Genomic DNA, 16,775 nt, shown 5'->3' with positions numbered 1-16,775 from the left:
CCTTTCAGCGCCCTCCCCGGCGCAGTTTTTCATACAACGCCAGGTCCAGCTCCAGCTCGGTCACGTACATATCACCATCGGGATAGCTGTTCACCACTCTGGCACCGCGCACCACGCCCCGGCTGGCACTGTTGACCGGTCCGTCCTGTAATACGTTACTGTTCATTTCACTGGAGCTGGAGATCATCACACCGCTCAGCTGCTCACTCAGTTCACGATAGGCATCCAGCCGCGACGCCCGCATGGCATGCAGCAGTTTCTGCTGATAATCCGCCGGCCGCTGTAAACTGATAGGGGCATAACCCACGGCATAAATATGGTTTCTGGCCGGTGTGGCACCACTGCCCTGCCCCACACAACCGCCAAGAAACACCAGGGTCAACAGGGTTATCAGCTTATTTCGCATAACGTCTCCGTATATGGTCAGGCACCTGCGGGCCGCGGGTGTCGAGCATGGCGGCCACCAGATAGCTCGGAATAAACTGCTGTGCACTGGCTACTACCGAATGGTCCGCCATGGTGATCAGCCGGGCATTCACCAGCCTGCCTCCCTGCGTCTCGCTGATGGTGCCATGCAGCAGATACTGGGCACCAATTTTACCACTAAGTTGCCGATAATCCCGGCTGGTGCTGATATCACCTTCAGGAGTAATGCGAATAAACGGCAGAGCCTTAAAATCGACAACCTTAAGGCCGTACTGATTAAGCTGAAACATCATGGTTTCTGACAGCAGACGACCAAACTCGTCCTGAGTGGTGTAATCCTCCTGACTGACAAAACCGCTCACTGCAATGCCTGCCTGCCGGTTCATCTGGTGAGCCGATGATACCAGCCGGTAGGCCAGTGCTGACATATGCTGCTGCAGCTGGGTTTGCCCGCCCACCAGTGAAGGACCGGCTTCCGGCAAATATACACTGCGGGCACCGGCGCTCATGCGCATGGGAATACCGTCCTGGGTATGCCGCGGAGCGCGGGCCGGTGCCGGCGTGGAGCCCAGGGGTTGATGGCTGACATAATGGGCCGCATGATCATGAGGCAGGTAATGATGCCGGCTGTCAAACCTGGGCTCACCGCTACAGGCCGATAACCCCAGCACAGTGACCAGAATAAGGGCTCTTGTCATTAACAGGCTCCGTGGTTTAAAAACTGAGTTCAGGAAACTAATCGAGTATCGGCCAAAAACAGCATAACTTTACCCGGCAAGAATATTGCATAAACCTTGCCATCTTCTTGCTGAGTGTTCGATGTTTAATTGACGTTCTTTACTTTTACACAGGATACCGCCGTGCTCAAAAATGTCTTTGCCTCATTGTTGCTGCTGTCTCCCTTTTTTACTCATGCCGACTGGTATCAGGCCGAGGGCTCGGCACCGCTCAGTCTGGGCACAAAGACAGCGCGTCAGCAGGCACTGGAACAGGCCCTGAGCGATGCCCTGCTACAGTCCGGCGCTTCCCTGAATACCATGCAGTCTGCCACCAATGGTACCTACGGCGGTCAGCAGCTGGATATTTCTGCTCAGGGCGAACTGATGGATTACCTGATTATTGACGAGCGCAAAAAACAGGGCAGGCTGTGGCTGACAGTACGGGCCGATATCTGGCCCGGTGAACGCCGGCAGGAACAATGCGCCGGCCGCTATCGTCCCGGCCTGGCACTGACCGCCATTACCCTGCGTCATCCCGAGCAGGGCAGCACGGGTCAAATTTATGAACTGGGTGCGGCCATCAGCAGCCGGTTATCGTCGATGCTGACACCCGCCGTCAATATTACGTCATCTACCGGTCAGCCACTGGACACGGACACCGCCCTGCCCAGAGACGCAGGGCTGCGTAAAGGCAGTGATGTGCTGACATCACGCCGGCAAGCCAGACTGCTGCTGAGCGGCAGCATTGAGGACATAAGTATTGAAGACGGCCACTGGACCAAGTGGACCTTTTCCGACATTCCCCGGGAGTTTCGCATGCGCATTGTGCTGGAAGACAGCCTCACTGGTGATGTGCTGCTGCAACGGGATTATCAGACCCGCTCCAGCTGGGATTATAAAAAGCACGACAAGGTAAATGTGCATCAGCAAAGTTTCTGGCATTCCGCCTATGGCCAGGCTGTTGAGCAACTGCTGCAGAATGTCAGCCAGGACCTGATCAAAGCCCAGGCCTGTATCAAGGCAGTGGGCAATATAGTGCAGCAGTCAGACGACGGCATTTTAATGGATCTGGGCCGGCGCGAGGGCATTCAGACCGGAGACAAGTTTACCCTGGTACACAGACGCCAGCTTACGCCCGGGTATTACAGCGAAAGCACGTCAGGAGCTACTTTTGTGGTGCAGCAAAGCCACGCCGACTACAGCATTCTGATGCCTGCCGGCCAGGAAGCCAACATCACCCCGGCTACTCCCGGAGACCGACTGGTGCAGCTGTGGTAAGCCTGCTTATATAACCGGCAAACGGGCGGCAATATATTGCGCTGCAAAGGGAAATTTGCAATATTGTAGCCCGCTGTGTCCCCGTAGTTTAATGGATAAAACAAGCCCCTCCTAAGGGTTAGATGCAGGTTCGATTCCTGCCGGGGACGCCATTCATCGACGCTTTCCTTTCTGCTACATTGACGACTTCGGTTCAAACTGGGAGTCATTAATGTCTAAATCCGTGCTGATTACCGGCTGCTCTTCCGGCATTGGTCATGCTGCCGCTCACTATCTTAAGCAACAAGGCTTTAATGTGGTGGCTTCCGCCCGCCGGCCGCAGGATGTATTGCAGCTGGAGCAGGAAGGGCTGCAGGCGGTATTGCTGGACCTGGCAGACGATTCCAGCATAGAGCAGGGCCTGGAGCAGGCTCTGGCTTACACCAATGGCACCCTTTATGGCCTGTTTAATAACGGTGCCTACGGCCAGCCCGGTGCCCTTGAAGATCTGCCCACTGAGGCGCTGCGGGAGCAGTTCAATACCAATTTTTTTGGCACCCATCACCTCACTCGGCTAGTGTTGCCCCTGATGCTGCAGGCCGGTGAAGGCCGCATTATTCAGAACAGCTCGGTACTGGGGCTGGTAGCCATGAAGTATCGCGGTGCCTATAACGCCTCCAAGTTTGCCCTGGAAGGCTACACAGACACACTGCGGCTGGAGCTTGCCGGCACTTCTGTGCATGTGAGTCTGCTGGAGCCAGGCCCCATTGAAACTCAGTTCAGGGCCAATGCCCGCGCCGCTTTTCTCCGTCACATCAATATGAAAGACAGCCGCCACCGGGCCGGCTATGAACAAACGCTGGCCCGGCTGGAGAAGCCCGGCCCCAGCTCCCGCTACAGCCTGCCGGCGGAAGCTTGCCTGCCTCCTGTGCTGCACGCCCTGACCAGCGCCAGCCCCAAAGCCCGTTATCCGGTGACCCGGCCCACCAAAATGCTGGGCTGGCTGCGCCGGTTTATGAGCACAGCTGCCCTCGACCGGCTAATGTTAAAGGCCGGCGGCTGAGGAGAAAATATGAAAACCGGATTATGGCTATTGTGGCTGTGGTGTGGCTCTGTGCTGGCGGCTCCGGCGCTGTGGCAGGCACAAAAAGGCGAGCAGCAGTTGTGGCTGTTCGGCTCTGTGCATATTGCCGATGAGCGGTTAAGCCAGTTGCCTGCACCTGTGTTGAAGGCACTGGATAACAGTGAATTGCTGTTGCTGGAAATTGATCCGCTCACCCTTAAAAGCAGCGATTTCTCCCATGTAATCACACCGAATACACACTGGCCCGAGCGACTGGGGCCTGAGCTTGCCGCAAAGCTTGAACAGGCAGTGAATGCCAGCGGCCAGCCCATGCTGCGTCAGCTGCCGCCCTGGTTTGCCGCACTGCAGCTGACACAGTTAAAAGCCCGGGAGCTGGGCTTTCATACTCAGCAAGGGGTAGATATGCAATTGCGGCTGCGGGCCCGGCAGCAAAATCTGCCCGTGGCCGGTCTGGAGTCACCGGCGCTGGTGATGGAATTGCTGGCCTCGCTGCATGAGCGCGGACTGGAGCGCGACTTTATCACTCACAGCCTGGACGAGCTGGAGCAAATGCAGCCACATCTTGAACATCTGCTCAACACCTGGCTGAAAGGTGATGAACAGGCACTGCTGGACCTGTTGCAGGAAGAGCAAAGCCCGGCATTAACCGGCTTTATAGAGCAAGAGCTGCTGGCCCGGCGCAATCACCTCTGGCTGGAACGCCTGGAGCAGCTGGCCCCCGCCAGGGCCTTGATGGTAGTAGGTGCCCTGCACCTTTACGGCGAGCAGGGGCTGATACAACTACTGGAAAATAATGGCTATACCCTTAATAAAGTTGAGGATACACCGCTTTATTGATCAGGATCAGAATCCGTCACAGCGGTCTCGTTAATATGCCTTTAACGGAGCGCGAGAAAGGAGACAAGCGATGGCATTCTGGCTCGATTTAATGTTTGGTAGTGATGTGGGTTTTATGTCGATGATGGTAATTATTGCCACTGCCCTGCTGATCAGTTTCTATGCGGGTTACTTCATCTACAAGGTAATGAAGGCAGATCCCAATGGTGAAGCCAGCAAATAACTACGTTAAAAAACGGCGGGCTTCACTCTCCTCCTCCCCTGAGGCCCGTCGTTCCCCCTTTTAATCCAATTGCTTATACTGCGGCTAATTCCGAACACCAAGGAACCGTGTTATGAGCCATAACGACTGGTCCTCTTTTCTTGATGAAATGGACGGACTGACGCCCCTGAAGCAGGACACCCTGCCCGCCAGCCACGCCAGCAAACGCGATGCAGCCACCATTGCCGCACGCCGCAAGGCGGCAGAAACCAGCGCCGAAGCTGCCCTGCCGCTGTTGTCGCTGGATCATGTAGCGCTGCTGCGCCCTGATGATATGGTGAGCTACAAAAAGCCCGGCGTGCAGGAAGGTGTGTTCAAAAAGCTGCGTCTTGGCAAATATCCCTGTGACGCCCGTCTCGATCTGCATCATCACAGCGTGGAAAAAGCCCGGGACGCCCTGCTGAACTTTTTGCAGGGCTGTCTGCGCCGCAACCTGAGGGCGGTGATGATAGTGCACGGCAAGGGCGAACGCAGCCAGCCGCCGGCCCTGCTCAAAAGCTATGTTTCCGGCTGGCTGCCCCAGTTGCCGGAAGTGCTGGCCTGCCACAGCGCCCTGCACCAGCATGGCGGCAGCGGCTGTCTTTATGTATTGTTGCGCAAAAGCGAACAGGCCAAACAGGATACCCGGGAGCGGCTGCAAAGCCGGCAGGGTTAACCGCTTACCAAAGGAAACATCATGTCTTATTCCGCACTGGAGCAGCATTTTGAACAACTGCATCACCTGCAGCACCTGGGTGCCATCTGTGGCTGGGATCAGGCCACCATGATGCCCGCCGGCGGCAATGAGGCCAGAGCCGAGGCCTTGGGCACACTGGCAGTGTTGTGCCATCAGCAATTACAGGATGAGCGCCTGAGTGACTGGTTTGCCGAAGCAAAAAGCGAAGCGCTGTCTGCCGGGCAGCAGCAAAGTCTGGCAGAAATGCAGCGCAGCTGGCGTGATGCCACCCTGCTGCCTCAGGATCTGGTACGCGCCCGCTCGTTGGCCGGCTCCCGCTGCGAGCATGCCTGGCGCAGCCTGCGTCCGGCCAATGACTGGGCCGGCTTTTTACCCTTGTTTGAAGAAGTGGTGGCGCTCTCCCGCGAGGCTGCCGGTGCCCGGGCCGATGCGCTGGGCTTGTCCCGCTACGACAGCCTGCTGGAACTTTACGAGCCGGGCATGCGCAGCCAGACCCTGGACGCTTTATTTAACGATCTGAATCAGTGGCTGCCCGGCCTGATTACGCAAGTGCAGGAAAAACAGCGCAGCGAGTCGGTGCTGCAGCCGGCTGGCCCCTTTGCCACCGAACAACAAAAAGCCCTGGGGCTGGAAGTGATGGCAAAGCTTGGCTTTGACTTTAACCGGGGCCGGCTGGATGTCAGTTTTCATCCTTTTTGTGGCGGCGTCAGTGACGATGTGCGCCTGACCACCCGCTATGACGAAAACGACGCCGCCCAGGCGCTGATGGGCATTATTCATGAAACCGGTCATGCCCGCTATGAGCAGGGGCTGCCGGCACAATGGCGCAAACTGCCCGTGGGCCAGGCCAGATCCATGGGAGTGCATGAGTCCCAGAGCCTGTTCTTTGAAATGCAGCTGGGCCGCCACCCGAGCTTTCTGACCCAGCTGTCTCCGCTGCTGAACCAGCACCTGGGCGAGCAGGCCGCCTTTGCTCCCGACAACCTGGCCAGACTCTATACCCGGGTGCAGCCCGGTTTTATTCGCGTGGACGCCGATGAAGTCACCTACCCGGCTCATGTGATGCTGCGTTACCAGATTGAACGGGATCTGATTGAAGGCAACCTTGAGCCCCGCCATGTGCCCGAGCGCTGGGATCAGCTAATGCAGCAGTATCTGGGGCTCAGCACCAAGGGCGATTACAAAAACGGTTGTCTGCAGGATATTCACTGGACCGACGGCAGCTTTGGCTATTTTCCCAGCTATACCCTGGGTGCCATTTATGCCGCTCAGCTGGCAGAGGCCATGCAACAACAGTTAGGCAGCTTTGAGCAGTTGCTGAGCGGGGATCTTGCCCCCGTGTTCAACTGGCTGCAGCAACATATCTGGCAGCATGCCAGCCTGCTGTCCACTGAGGAGTTATTGCAGCAGGCCAGCGGACAAAGCCTGTCGTCTGCGCCCTTTCGCCGCCATCTGGAGCAGCGCTATCTGGCTTGAACCGTCTATGCTGAAAACAGGTTTCACGGATGAAGCCATGGAGGACTGCTTTGGATGATAAAAAACCACGCCACCAGCTGGTGGTGTTTTACGATGGCTCCTGCGAAGGCTGCATCAAGGACAGAGCCCGCTACGAACGCTGGGCCGGCGACAGGGGCCGGGATATTTACTGGTTTGATATTACCGACAAGGAAGAAGTGCTGCTGGGCATGGGTATCAGCCCGCAGCAGGCCTTGCAGGAGCTGCATGTGCAGACTGCCGAAGGAGATATCCATTCCGAGCTGGATGCCTATATTCTGCTGATGAAACGGGTGCCACGATTAATGCCGCTGGCCTGGTTTATCAGTTTGCCGGTGGTGCGGCCGGTTCTTTCCTGGCTATATCGCACCTGGGTGCGCCGGCGGCTGGAGCAGGACGGCCGCCTGTAAGCGCTAGAGTTATGCCCGGGCCTTGGGCATAATCGATGAATCTTTCACCTGAACAGCGGGAATCTCATGCGTTATGCCAATATCACCGGCTGGGGCAAATGTCTGCCGCCGGCCGTGCTGAGCAATCAGGATCTCAGCACCTTTCTGGATACCTCGGACGACTGGATTCAAAGCCGCACCGGCATTCGCGCCCGGCGCATTGCTCATGTAAACACCTCCGACATGGCCACGGTAGCAGCCCGGCAGGCACTGGCCGCCGCCGGTCTTGAGCCACACCAGATTGACGGCATTATTCTGGCCACCGCCAGTCCCGACACCCTGGTGCCCAGCGCCGCCTCGGCGGTGCAGCGCAATCTGGGCATTCCCGCCGCTGCCGTATTTGATCTCAATGCCGCCTGCACCGGCTTTATTTATGGCCTGAGTGTGGGCTCGGCCATGATCCGCGCCGGCAGCATGAACCGGCTGCTGGTAATTGGTGCCGAGCGCCTGACCCACTATCTGGACTGGACCCGCCGGGATACCGCCGTGCTGTTCGGTGACGGTGCCGGCGCGGTTGTGCTGGAAGCCAGCGACGCTCCCTGCGGCCTGATTGCCGACAAACTGGGTTGTGATGCCGAGGCCAGAGATATTCTGGCAGTACCCGACTCAGGCACGGGCCGCGCCCGCTTTGCTCATGTGGACGGTCTGTTTGATGTGAACTTTGAAGGTCAGGAGATTTTCAAGCGCGCGGTGCGGGGCATGGGTGAGGCCGCCGCTTTTGTGCTGGATGAGGCCGGTGTCAGCCCGGAGCATATTGATCTTATGCTGCCTCATCAGGCCAATATACGCATTATTGAAACCCTGGCCAAAAAAATGGCGGTGCCCGCCGATAAAGTCATGGTCAATATTGCCGACTATGGCAACACCTCGGCGGCTACTGTGCCCATTGCCCTGTGCGAAGCCCTGGAGCAAGGCCGCATTCGCCCGGGCGCGCTGCTGCTGACCGCCGCCTTTGGTGCCGGCCTGACCTGGGGTGCAGGGGTGATTCGCTGGGGCGAGCGGGTTACGCCAATACGGCAAAGCGATGCCGCTCTGCCCCCCTGCGAGCACAGTGCGCTGACATTACTGGCTTCTGCCATTGAAGGCTGCCAACAGGCAAATAAACAGCGCTGATCAGGCGGTGGCGTGCACCGCTTCCAATACCTCCAGCATACGCTCGGGCTGCTGGGGCAGATAGGCATTCAGCTTGCCCTGCATACGCGCCAGTGCTCTGGGGTCCAGGTTGGAAGTGACCTCGGCGGGCAGTTCATCGCGGCAAGGTTTAAGGGGCTCACCGCGCATGGCCAGCAGCAGCCGCAGGCTGTCTTGCTGCAGTGAGCCGGCAAGCGTACTCAGGGTATTGGCGCGGGCCTGATCCCGTTGCTCGGCAAACATGGGCGGTGTGGGCTCGGGCAGCGCGAAATAATTGCGCCAGTCGGGCTCGCCGGCCTGGGTGACCGGCTCATTAATGCGGGGAAGATCCCGGGCATCTTCCGACAGCATGGCCAGCAGCAAGCCAAAATCACGACGCCGCCCCTGGTGAACCGCCTGATTAAGGCTGTCTCCCAGCTGGCTGTCGTTGATCAGCAAATTGGCCTGCACTGGTGTGGTCATGAAAACCCGAAAAGTTTAAAAGTTGAGCGTTTAAACCTTTATCGGCCGGAAACCCCCGATATTTAGCAAATTAATTGCCCTTCAGGGGTTCACAATGCCGTTTGTTTTGGTAGTATGCGCCCCACTGATGTGGAGGGGTTCCCGAGTGGCCAAAGGGATCAGACTGTAAATCTGACGGCTCAGCCTTCGCTGGTTCGAATCCAGCTCCCTCCACCACCTATTCAGTTCAGCGCGCAAGCGATGAGCAACACAATGTGCAAGTTTACTCGTGGAGGGGTTCCCGAGTGGCCAAAGGGATCAGACTGTAAATCTGACGGCTCAGCCTTCGCTGGTTCGAATCCAGCTCCCTCCACCATCATTTAAAAAAGCCGGTGCACTGCACCGGCTTTTTTATGCCTTAATACAGGTTGCCGCACTGATGTGCGGCATTCCTTTATTTACTCCCCGCTCTCCTTCAGCTCGGCTTCCAGCCGGCGCTGCTGGTGCTCCGGTGATTTGGTATGACGTGCCAGCATGCGATACATGGCCGGCACAATAAACAGCGTCAGCAGGGTGGCCAGGGCCACACCGCCAAATACCACCATACCTACCGCCTGCCGGCTTTCTGCTCCGGCCCCGCTGGTCAGGATCAGCGGCACAGCCCCGGCTACCGTGGTAAAGGCGGTCATCAGAATGGGACGCAACCGACGCACCGCCGCCTCGGTCAGGGCATCGTCAAACTCCAGCCCCTTGTCCCGCAGCTGGTTGGCAAATTCCACGATAAGAATACCGTTTTTAGTCACCAGGCCAATCAGCATCACCATGGCAATCTGGCTGTAGGCGTTAAGGGTAATGCCTGCCAGATACAGGCCCAGCAGACCCCCTACCAGCCCCAGCGGTACCGTCAGCAGCACAATAAAGGGATGTATAAAGCTCTCGAACTGAGCCGCCAGAATTAAAAATACCACCAGCAGCGCCAGCCCGAATACAAAGGCAATGTCGCTCTGATTGGAGCGGTATTCCAGTGACTCGCCCTTATAATCCACGGTAGCGGCATCGGGCAGGTTATCCCGCACCAGGCCGTCCAGATAATCCAGCGCTTCACCCTGGCTGTAGCTGCCTTCCAGGTTGGCGCTCAGGGTAATGGCTTTTTTACGGTTGTAGTGATTCAAGGAGCCCGGTGCCCCCTGTTCCTGCAGGCTGACCAGATTATCGAGCGACACCAGCTGGCCGCTGTCGGTGCGTAAATAAAGCGATGCCAGATCGTCCATGCGACTGAAGTCGTCTTCGTTACCCTTGAGGAATACATCGTATTCCTCTCCTTCACGGGAATAGGTGGTAACCGCCTGGCCACCCAGCATCACGTTCAGGCTGTTGGCCACCTCGGTTACAGATATACCCAGACTCGCTGCCCGCTGCTGGTCTACCTGTACCAGCAGCTCTGGTTTGGTGCGATCAAAGTCGAGTTCAAGATCGCCCAGGCCGGGATTATCCCGGGCCAGAGTACGCAGCTGCTCGGCCCACTCCAGCAGCTGATCATAATCGGCCCCGCCCAATACAAACTCCACCGGTGTACTGGAGCCGCTGCGAATGGATGACGGCAAGATGGGGATCACCAAAACATCGGTCACATTACGGGTAAGCGCGCGAATGCGCCCGGCCACCTCTGCCGACGACACGCTGCGCTCATTCCAGTTACTGAGGCTGGCAAACATGATGCCGCTGTTCACACCGCCGCCAAAGCCGGGAGTGCGCACCGTCAGGCTGCTGATAATGCCTTCTTCCCGCAGTGGCATCAGGCTGCTTTCCACCTCGCCCATGGCCTTGCTCATGCGTTCAAAGCTGGCCCCTTCTGCTCCTTTAACCATGACGAACACCACGCCTCTGTCCTCTTGTGGTGTCAGACTCTGAGGAATTTCCCGAAACAACAGGGCAATAACACCCAATGCTGCCACCATGACCACAGGGGCCCACCAGCCATGGCGCAGCTCCCGCACCAGCAGCCGGCGATAGCCTTTTTCAAGGCGGGCAAAGGCACGGTCAAAATATTGCGTCAGCCGGCCGGGCGCTTGCTCCCGTTTCAGCAGCTTGCCTGCCATCACCGGACTCAGGGTTAACGCCACCAGCGAAGAAAAGCCCACGGCAGCCGCCAGCAGCACTGCAAACTCGGTAAAGATACGACCGATAATGCCGCCCATAAACACAATGGGTAAAAACACCGAAATCAGCGTGAGTGTGGTGGCAATCACCGCAAAGCCCACTTCTCGAGTGCCATGCCAGGCTGCTGCCAGCGGTGAGCGCCCCCGCTCCAGATGGTGATAAATATTTTCCAGCACCACAATGGCATCATCCACCACCAGACCAATGGCCATGATCAACGCCATCAGGGTAATCAGATTGACCGAAAAGCCCATCACCATGGCCACAATAAAGGCACTGATCAAGGATACCGGCACCGTCACCGCCGGAATCAGTGTCGCCCGCATCTGCCCCAAAAAGATATAAATCACCAGCACTACCAGCGCCATGGTAATGAACAGGGTCTGATACACTTCGTCGATGGCGCTTTCAATAAACACCGAGCTGTCATAAGTCCAGGTCAGCTCGGTGTTATCAGGCAAAAAAGGCTGCTGTGCCCGCACTGCCCGCTTGACTTCATCAATCACTTCCAGAGTATTGGCCTGGGTTTGTTTGACGATACCAAGTCCTACCACACTCTGACCATTGGAGCGGAACAGCGTATCTTCGGGCTTTTCTCCTTCCCATATTTCCGCCACATCCCGCAGATAAATCCGCTCGCCCCCGGCCAGATTACGAATGGCCAGGTTATTAAAGTCGGCTGCCAGGTTATAACCCCGCTCAATACGGGCGGCAAAGTTTTGCTGATCGTTTTCCAGGGTGCCGGCGGGAAGCTCAACGTTCTGGCTGCGCAGAGCGGCGGCAATATCGGCCACTGTCACGCCCCGCACCGCCATGGCGGCGGTGTTAAGACGCACATTCATTACCCGCTCCTTGCGTCCGCCCACCCACACGGAGCTGACGCCATCGAGCAGGCTGAATCTGTCTGCCAGCACATTTTCGGCATAATCCCCCAGCGCCAGTGCCGACATACCGGTAGATCTGAGGGTAACCCATAGGATCACGTCGTTACGCCCGGTGTCTTTGGTGACCACAGGGGCATCGGCATCATCGGGCAGCTGCCGGGATGCCCGGGAAACGGCTTCGCGTACATCACTGGCGGCATTATCAAGATCCCGCTCCGGATTAAACTCCACCGTAATGCGCGAGCTGCCGTCACTGGTGGATGAGCTGATAAACTTGACGCCGCTGATGCCCGACAACTCGTCTTCCAGCCGCTTGGTCACCTGGCTTTCCATCACGCTGGCGCTGGCACCGGTATAATCAGTGCGCACTGTAACAATGGGCGAAGTGGTGTCGGGCATTTCCCGCAGGGGCAGTTCAAAAAAGGCGATCAGACCAAACACGCACAGCATCAGGCTGAGCACGGTAGCCAGCACCGGCCGGGCAATGGCGATATCAGAGAGCCGCATCGGCCACCTCCACCTGAGCGCCGTCTCTGAGCTTGACAATGCCTTCACTGACCACCCGTTCGCCGGCGGCCAGGCCGTCGCTTATCTGCACCCACTCTCCCAGATTGCGACCTGTGATGACACTGCGCCGATCCACCTTGCCGGCCTCATCAATCACATAAACGAAACGCTGATTACCCGCATAGAGCAGGCTGCTGGCCGGTACTGCCAGGGTAGTGCCATTATCCAGTTCCAGCTGCACTTGCATCAGCATGCCCGGCACCAGGGCACCGTCGCTGTTATCAAACTCCAGCCGTACCTGGGCATTCAGAGTATTGGCGTCCACCGCCGGTGCCACTACCTTGATGGTGCCGCTGAAACTGCGCTCTCCATAGGCCGCGGTAGTGCCCTGCAGCTGGTCTCCTGTTGTTAGACGGGAAAAATATTTTTCCGGCACCGCCAGGTCGAGCTTGAGCTGCTCAAGCTGATACAGCTCAGCCACGGGTTCATTGGCGCTGAGCAGACTGCCCGGAGCCACATCACTGAGCCCCATTACACCGGCAAAGGGTGCGGTCAGACTGAGATAGTCAAGCTCTACCCGGGCTGCCTGCAGCCGGGCTTCGGCCATGGCGACAGCGGCCTGCTGGCCTTCCAGCTCGGTTTGAGTCACCGCCTTGCGTTTAAACAAGGTCTGAAAGTTGTCCAGAATACGCCTGGCATCGCGCAGCTCAGCCACCGCTTCACTGACCGCCGCTTTGGCGGCTCTGTTGTCCAGACTGAGCAGCAGATCACCTTTTTCCACAGCCTGCCCGGGCACAAAGTGTACCTCCGTTACCCGGGCGCTCACCTGGGGCGCTATGGCCACCTGCCGGTTGGCCTTTAGGGTACCCACCAGCTGCAGCCTTGACGGCAGCTGTTGCTCAGTCACGGTAATGGCACTGACTACGGCTCCCTGCTGAGCCGGCACAGTGGCAGAAAACAATACCAGGCAGCAGACTGCCGCCAGGGTTTTATATTTTTTTTGCATCATTTTTTTCCAAACACCAGTTACCGTCAGTGTACCTGTTTGGCACAACCAGACTATGTCAATGTTCCGTAAAGTTGTTACAAAATGTGGCAACGTCAGCAGACCGGTACTTTACGGCAAAAAGCACACCCCGGCTGTCCGGCTTGCCGCTTTCTGTTAGCATGTGGCCAAATTTTTTAATCTACGCATTTTATGAAAGTTATCTCTTTTAATATCAATGGCCTTCGCGCCCGTTTGCATCAGTTACAGGCGCTTGTCGACAAACACAATCCGGATATTATCGGCCTGCAGGAAACCAAGGTACACGATGAAGCCTTTCCGCTGGAGGCGGTGCAGGCCATGGGTTATCACGTTTATTTTCATGGTCAGAAGGCCCATTATGGAGTGGCCTTGCTGAGCAAACAGCCGGCGGTAAGCATACAGAAAGGCTTTCCTGCCGATGCGGAAGATGCCCAGCGGCGCATGATTATCGGCCGTTTTGAACGCCCCGACGGCAGCCAGTTTACCGTGCTGAATGGCTATTTTCCGCAAGGTGAGAACCGCAAGCATGAAACCAAGTTTCCGGCCAAGGAGCGGTTTTATCAGGATCTGCAACATTATCTGAATGAGTATCACCGGCCCGATGAAGATCTGGTGGTAATGGGGGATGTGAATATTTCCCATACCGATCTGGATATCGGCATTGGCGAGCCCAACCGCAAACGCTGGCTGAGGGAAGGCAAGTGTTCCTTTTTGCCGGAAGAGCGGGAGTGGATGGAGCGGCTGCTGAGCTGGGGCCTGACCGACACCTGGCGGCTGCAGAACCCGACCAATGCCGAGACCTATTCCTGGTTTGATTATCGCAGCAAGGGCTTTAATGATAACCGCGGCCTGCGCATTGATCTGGTGCTGGCCACGCAGCCGCTGCTGAGCAAACTTGAAGACACCGGCGTTGATTATGAGCTGCGCGGCATTGAAAAGCCCTCGGATCACGCTCCCATCTGGGCCAGCTTCAGGGATTAAATGCTGCTCCCCAGTCCCTGTTCCCCGCATTTACCCCTTGCGCGGGCGCAGGTGTCTGAACCAGCGCTGTTCCAGCCGGCGAAAGCCCCACACCAGCAGAAAGGTCAGGCACATATAGAGCAGCCCCGCCGCCAGAAAGGCCTCAAAGGGTGAGTAGTAGCGGGAGTTGACGATGCGCGCCGCGCCGGTGAGATCCACTATGGTGATCACTCCCGCCACTGCCGAGCCGTGCAGCATAAAGATCACCTCATTGCTGTAGGCCGGCAGTGCCCGGCGAAAGGAGTTGGGCAGAATAATACGCCGCAGAGTGGCCAGGCGGCTCATGCCAAAGGCATGGGCCGCTTCTATCTCGCCCTTGGGCATGGTGTTAATGGCACCGCGAATAATTTCGGCGGTATAGGCACCGGTATTGAGGGTAAAGGCCAGCACGGCACAGAACCAGGCCTGGCTGAACCACTCCCAGGCGTCGGAGTCTTTCAGCCACTGCCACTGGCCGGCACCGTAATAAATAAGAAACAGCTGCACCAGCAACGGCGTGCCGCGAAAAAAATAGATATAGGCCCAGGCCGGCCCTTTCAGCAGCCAGTTGTTACTGTTGCGCAGTATGCCCATGGGTACGGCAAGCAAGAGCCCCAGCACCAGTGCCAGCGCCACCAGCCAGACGGTGGTGTAGAGCCCCTGCCAGTACACCGGCCACTCGTTAAGAATGATTGAAAAGTCCATGGCTTACCTTCCCGGAATGGCGTAATGGCGCTCGGCCCAGCGCAGCAGCGAGGTAGACAAGGTGGTAAACAGCAAAAAGATCAATGCCACCGCCATATAAAAGGTAAAGGGCAGCTGAGTGGCCCCCGCCGCCAGCGAGGCACTGCGCACCATGTCATCGAGGCCGATGATGGACACCAGCGCCGTGGTCTTGAGCAGCACCAGCCAGTTATTGCCCAGCCCCGGCAGGGCATGGCGCATCATTTGCGGAAACAGCACACGGCGAAACACCAGCAGTGGCCCCATGCCATAGGCTCTGGCGGCTTCCAGCTCGCCTTTGTCTACGGATAAAATGGCTCCTCGAAAGGTTTCCGCCATATAGGCACCAAAGATAAATCCGATGGTAATAATGCCGGCAATAAAGGGACTGATTTCAATATAGTCCGGCACATAGCTGGTCCATTCATGGTTGGGATCGCCCCCGCCCAGCCAGTGATTCAGTGATTCGTTAAGGGAATATAAAGAGTTATTCAGCAATACCTGGCCGCCAAAGAAGATCAGCATCATCAGCACCAGATCGGGAATGCCCCGTATGACAGTGGTGTAGAGGGTGGCCAGCCAGCGCAGCGGACGCACCGCAGACAGCTTGGCCAGCGCCCCCAGCAACCCGAGAGTGACCGCCAGCAGCAACGACAGCAAGGCCACCTGCAGGGTAATCCAGGCCCCGTCCAGCAAGGCACTTTCATAGCCTTTTAAATCGAACATCACCACTTCCTGTTTCTCTTGCTCTGCCCGCGGTTCTACTCTGCACAAGGGCAAAAACCAGGGTTCAATCAGCAGGATCTCTGCGCCAGGGCCGGCGCAGCGGAGCCCCCATGGATGGGTTTATGGCGAGCCTGCGTTTTGAATCTGGTTTTTGCCCGGGATTCAGGTGCAGCGTCAATTACTCGCCGTAGACGTCGTAATCGAAGTATTTGTTGTTCACTTCCTGATATTTGCCGTTTTCACGCAGCTCGAGAATGGCCTTGTTGAGCATCTCTTTCAGATCTTTATCCTGCTTGCGCACGGCAATACCAAAGCCTTCACCAAACCATTGTTCATCGGTGACCGAGGGGCCAACAAATTCAAAGGCATCACCGCCTTCCTTGTTGAGCAGGCCTTCTTCAATGGCGGTGGCATCCAGGAACACATAGTTCACCCGGCCGGCCTTGAGATCCAGATAGGCATCGTCGGCGTTGCCGTAACGTACCAGCTCCACATCCTTGCCAAAGTTGTCGGTCAGATACTTGTCGTGGGTGGTGGCAATCTGGACGCCCACTTTCTTGCCCGCCAGGCCTTCCGTGCTCAGCTCAAAATCACTGCCCTTGGGGGCCACAAACTTGTTGGGCACCAGCGCATATTTGCCGGTAAAGTCCACGGTGCGCTTGCGCTCTTCGGTAATGGACATGGCGGCGATAATGGCATCATATTTACGCGCCAGCAGCGCCGGAATAATGCCGTCCCAGTCCTGAGCCACCAGCTTGCACTGCACCTGCATCTGCTCACACAGGGCATTGGCCATGTCGACGTCAAAGCCCTGCAGCTCGCCGTTTTCATCGGTCCAGGAAAATGGCGGATAAGCCCCTTCAATGCCAAAACGCACGGTTTTCCATTCCTTTGCCTGCACCGCACCGGTGGCAAGGGCAGCCATGACGGCACCTGCAATCCACAGTTTTTTCATGACATTCTCCTTATGTAC

The 16,775-nt window shown here is 57.2% G+C and carries 17 protein-coding genes and 3 tRNA genes; 12 read left to right on the top strand and 8 right to left on the bottom strand.

Annotated elements, in window-relative coordinates; genetic code table 11:
* Positions 1 to 4: 4 nt before the first annotated feature.
* Positions 5 to 406, bottom strand: coding sequence for an LPP20 family lipoprotein (locus G364_RS0102195; protein WP_019933513.1), 402 nt, complete (start codon positions 404 to 406; stop codon positions 5 to 7).
* Positions 396 to 1,124, bottom strand: a complete 729-nt coding sequence (locus G364_RS0102190) for a FlgO family outer membrane protein (protein WP_019933512.1) — start codon at positions 1,122 to 1,124, stop codon at positions 396 to 398. The genes G364_RS0102195 and G364_RS0102190 overlap by 11 nt, the downstream gene beginning before the upstream one ends.
* Positions 1,125 to 1,286: 162 nt before the next feature.
* Here G364_RS0102190 and G364_RS0102185 point away from each other — a divergent pair, with 162 nt between their 5' ends.
* The 9 genes from G364_RS0102185 to G364_RS0102145 all read left to right on the top strand — a co-directional run bounded on the left by G364_RS0102185 (position 1,287) and on the right by G364_RS0102145 (position 8,317).
* The gene (locus G364_RS0102185; protein ID WP_019933511.1) at positions 1,287 to 2,423 is read left to right on the top strand and encodes a flagellar assembly protein T N-terminal domain-containing protein; all 1,137 of its coding nucleotides are present in this window, start codon (positions 1,287 to 1,289) and stop codon (positions 2,421 to 2,423) included.
* 77 nt (positions 2,424 to 2,500) lie between these two features.
* Positions 2,501 to 2,575 (top strand) — tRNA-Arg (locus G364_RS0102180).
* A 59-nt stretch (positions 2,576 to 2,634) separates the two neighbouring features.
* A complete protein-coding gene (locus tag G364_RS0102175) occupies positions 2,635 to 3,465 on the top strand; it encodes an SDR family oxidoreductase (RefSeq protein WP_019933510.1) in 831 nt (276 codons plus the stop codon).
* A gap of 9 nt (positions 3,466 to 3,474) precedes the next feature.
* Positions 3,475 to 4,323: a TraB/GumN family protein gene (locus tag G364_RS0102170; RefSeq protein ID WP_019933509.1), complete on the top strand. Its 849-nt coding sequence runs from the start codon at positions 3,475 to 3,477 to the stop codon at positions 4,321 to 4,323.
* 70 nt (positions 4,324 to 4,393) lie between these two features.
* Positions 4,394 to 4,546: a DUF3149 domain-containing protein gene (locus tag G364_RS16945; RefSeq protein WP_019933508.1), complete on the top strand. Its 153-nt coding sequence runs from the start codon at positions 4,394 to 4,396 to the stop codon at positions 4,544 to 4,546.
* 112 nt (positions 4,547 to 4,658) lie between these two features.
* Complete coding sequence (gene smrA, locus G364_RS0102160; RefSeq protein ID WP_019933507.1) at positions 4,659 to 5,240, top strand: DNA endonuclease SmrA; 582 nt, start codon at positions 4,659 to 4,661, stop codon at positions 5,238 to 5,240.
* A gap of 21 nt (positions 5,241 to 5,261) precedes the next feature.
* On the top strand, positions 5,262 to 6,737 hold the full coding sequence (locus G364_RS0102155) for a carboxypeptidase M32 (protein ID WP_019933506.1): 1,476 nt from the start codon (positions 5,262 to 5,264) through the stop codon (positions 6,735 to 6,737).
* Between the two features lie 50 nt (positions 6,738 to 6,787).
* Positions 6,788 to 7,165 carry a thiol-disulfide oxidoreductase DCC family protein gene (locus G364_RS0102150; protein WP_019933505.1) on the top strand — a complete coding sequence of 126 codons (378 nt, stop codon included), beginning with the start codon at positions 6,788 to 6,790 and terminating at the stop codon, positions 7,163 to 7,165.
* A 66-nt stretch (positions 7,166 to 7,231) separates the two neighbouring features.
* Positions 7,232 to 8,317 (top strand): ketoacyl-ACP synthase III, encoded by a 1,086-nt coding sequence (locus G364_RS0102145; protein ID WP_019933504.1) that lies wholly within the window; start codon positions 7,232 to 7,234, stop codon positions 8,315 to 8,317.
* On the opposite strand, the gene G364_RS0102140 is transcribed toward G364_RS0102145, so the two are convergent.
* Positions 8,318 to 8,797: a VC2046/SO_2500 family protein gene (locus G364_RS0102140; protein WP_019933503.1), complete on the bottom strand. Its 480-nt coding sequence runs from the start codon at positions 8,795 to 8,797 to the stop codon at positions 8,318 to 8,320.
* A gap of 131 nt (positions 8,798 to 8,928) precedes the next feature.
* Here G364_RS0102140 and G364_RS0102135 point away from each other — a divergent pair.
* Positions 8,929 to 9,013, top strand: a tRNA-Tyr gene (locus G364_RS0102135).
* 54 nt (positions 9,014 to 9,067) lie between these two features.
* Positions 9,068 to 9,152 (top strand) — tRNA-Tyr (locus G364_RS0102130).
* Between the two features lie 82 nt (positions 9,153 to 9,234).
* Here the strand turns inward: G364_RS0102130 and G364_RS0102125 are convergent.
* On the bottom strand, positions 9,235 to 12,327 hold the full coding sequence (locus tag G364_RS0102125) for an efflux RND transporter permease subunit (RefSeq protein ID WP_019933502.1): 3,093 nt from the start codon (positions 12,325 to 12,327) through the stop codon (positions 9,235 to 9,237).
* Positions 12,314 to 13,336 (bottom strand): efflux RND transporter periplasmic adaptor subunit, encoded by a 1,023-nt coding sequence (locus G364_RS0102120; protein WP_245541354.1) that lies wholly within the window; start codon positions 13,334 to 13,336, stop codon positions 12,314 to 12,316. Before G364_RS0102120 ends, G364_RS0102125 begins: the two co-directional genes overlap by 14 nt.
* A gap of 189 nt (positions 13,337 to 13,525) precedes the next feature.
* On the opposite strand from G364_RS0102120, the gene xthA reads away from it, so the two are divergent.
* On the top strand, positions 13,526 to 14,335 hold the full coding sequence (gene xthA, locus G364_RS0102115; protein WP_019933500.1) for an exodeoxyribonuclease III: 810 nt from the start codon (positions 13,526 to 13,528) through the stop codon (positions 14,333 to 14,335).
* A 30-nt stretch (positions 14,336 to 14,365) separates the two neighbouring features.
* On the opposite strand, the gene G364_RS0102110 is transcribed toward xthA, so the two are convergent.
* From G364_RS0102110 to G364_RS0102100, 3 genes are all read right to left on the bottom strand, one after another.
* On the bottom strand, positions 14,366 to 15,058 hold the full coding sequence (locus G364_RS0102110) for an ABC transporter permease (RefSeq protein ID WP_019933499.1): 693 nt from the start codon (positions 15,056 to 15,058) through the stop codon (positions 14,366 to 14,368).
* Positions 15,059 to 15,061: 3 nt separating this feature from the next.
* Entirely contained in the window at positions 15,062 to 15,802 is a 741-nt protein-coding gene (locus tag G364_RS0102105) for an ABC transporter permease (RefSeq protein WP_019933498.1), read from the bottom strand.
* A gap of 178 nt (positions 15,803 to 15,980) precedes the next feature.
* The gene (locus tag G364_RS0102100) at positions 15,981 to 16,757 is read right to left on the bottom strand and encodes an ABC transporter substrate-binding protein (protein WP_019933497.1); all 777 of its coding nucleotides are present in this window, start codon (positions 16,755 to 16,757) and stop codon (positions 15,981 to 15,983) included.
* Positions 16,758 to 16,775: the final 18 nt, after the last annotated feature.

This window comes from Oceanimonas smirnovii ATCC BAA-899 (assembly GCF_000381965.1).
GTDB lineage: Bacteria > Pseudomonadota > Gammaproteobacteria > Enterobacterales > Aeromonadaceae > Oceanimonas > Oceanimonas smirnovii.
Note: the sequence above shows the minus strand (reverse complement) of the source record. Positions and strands in the feature narration are given on the sequence as shown.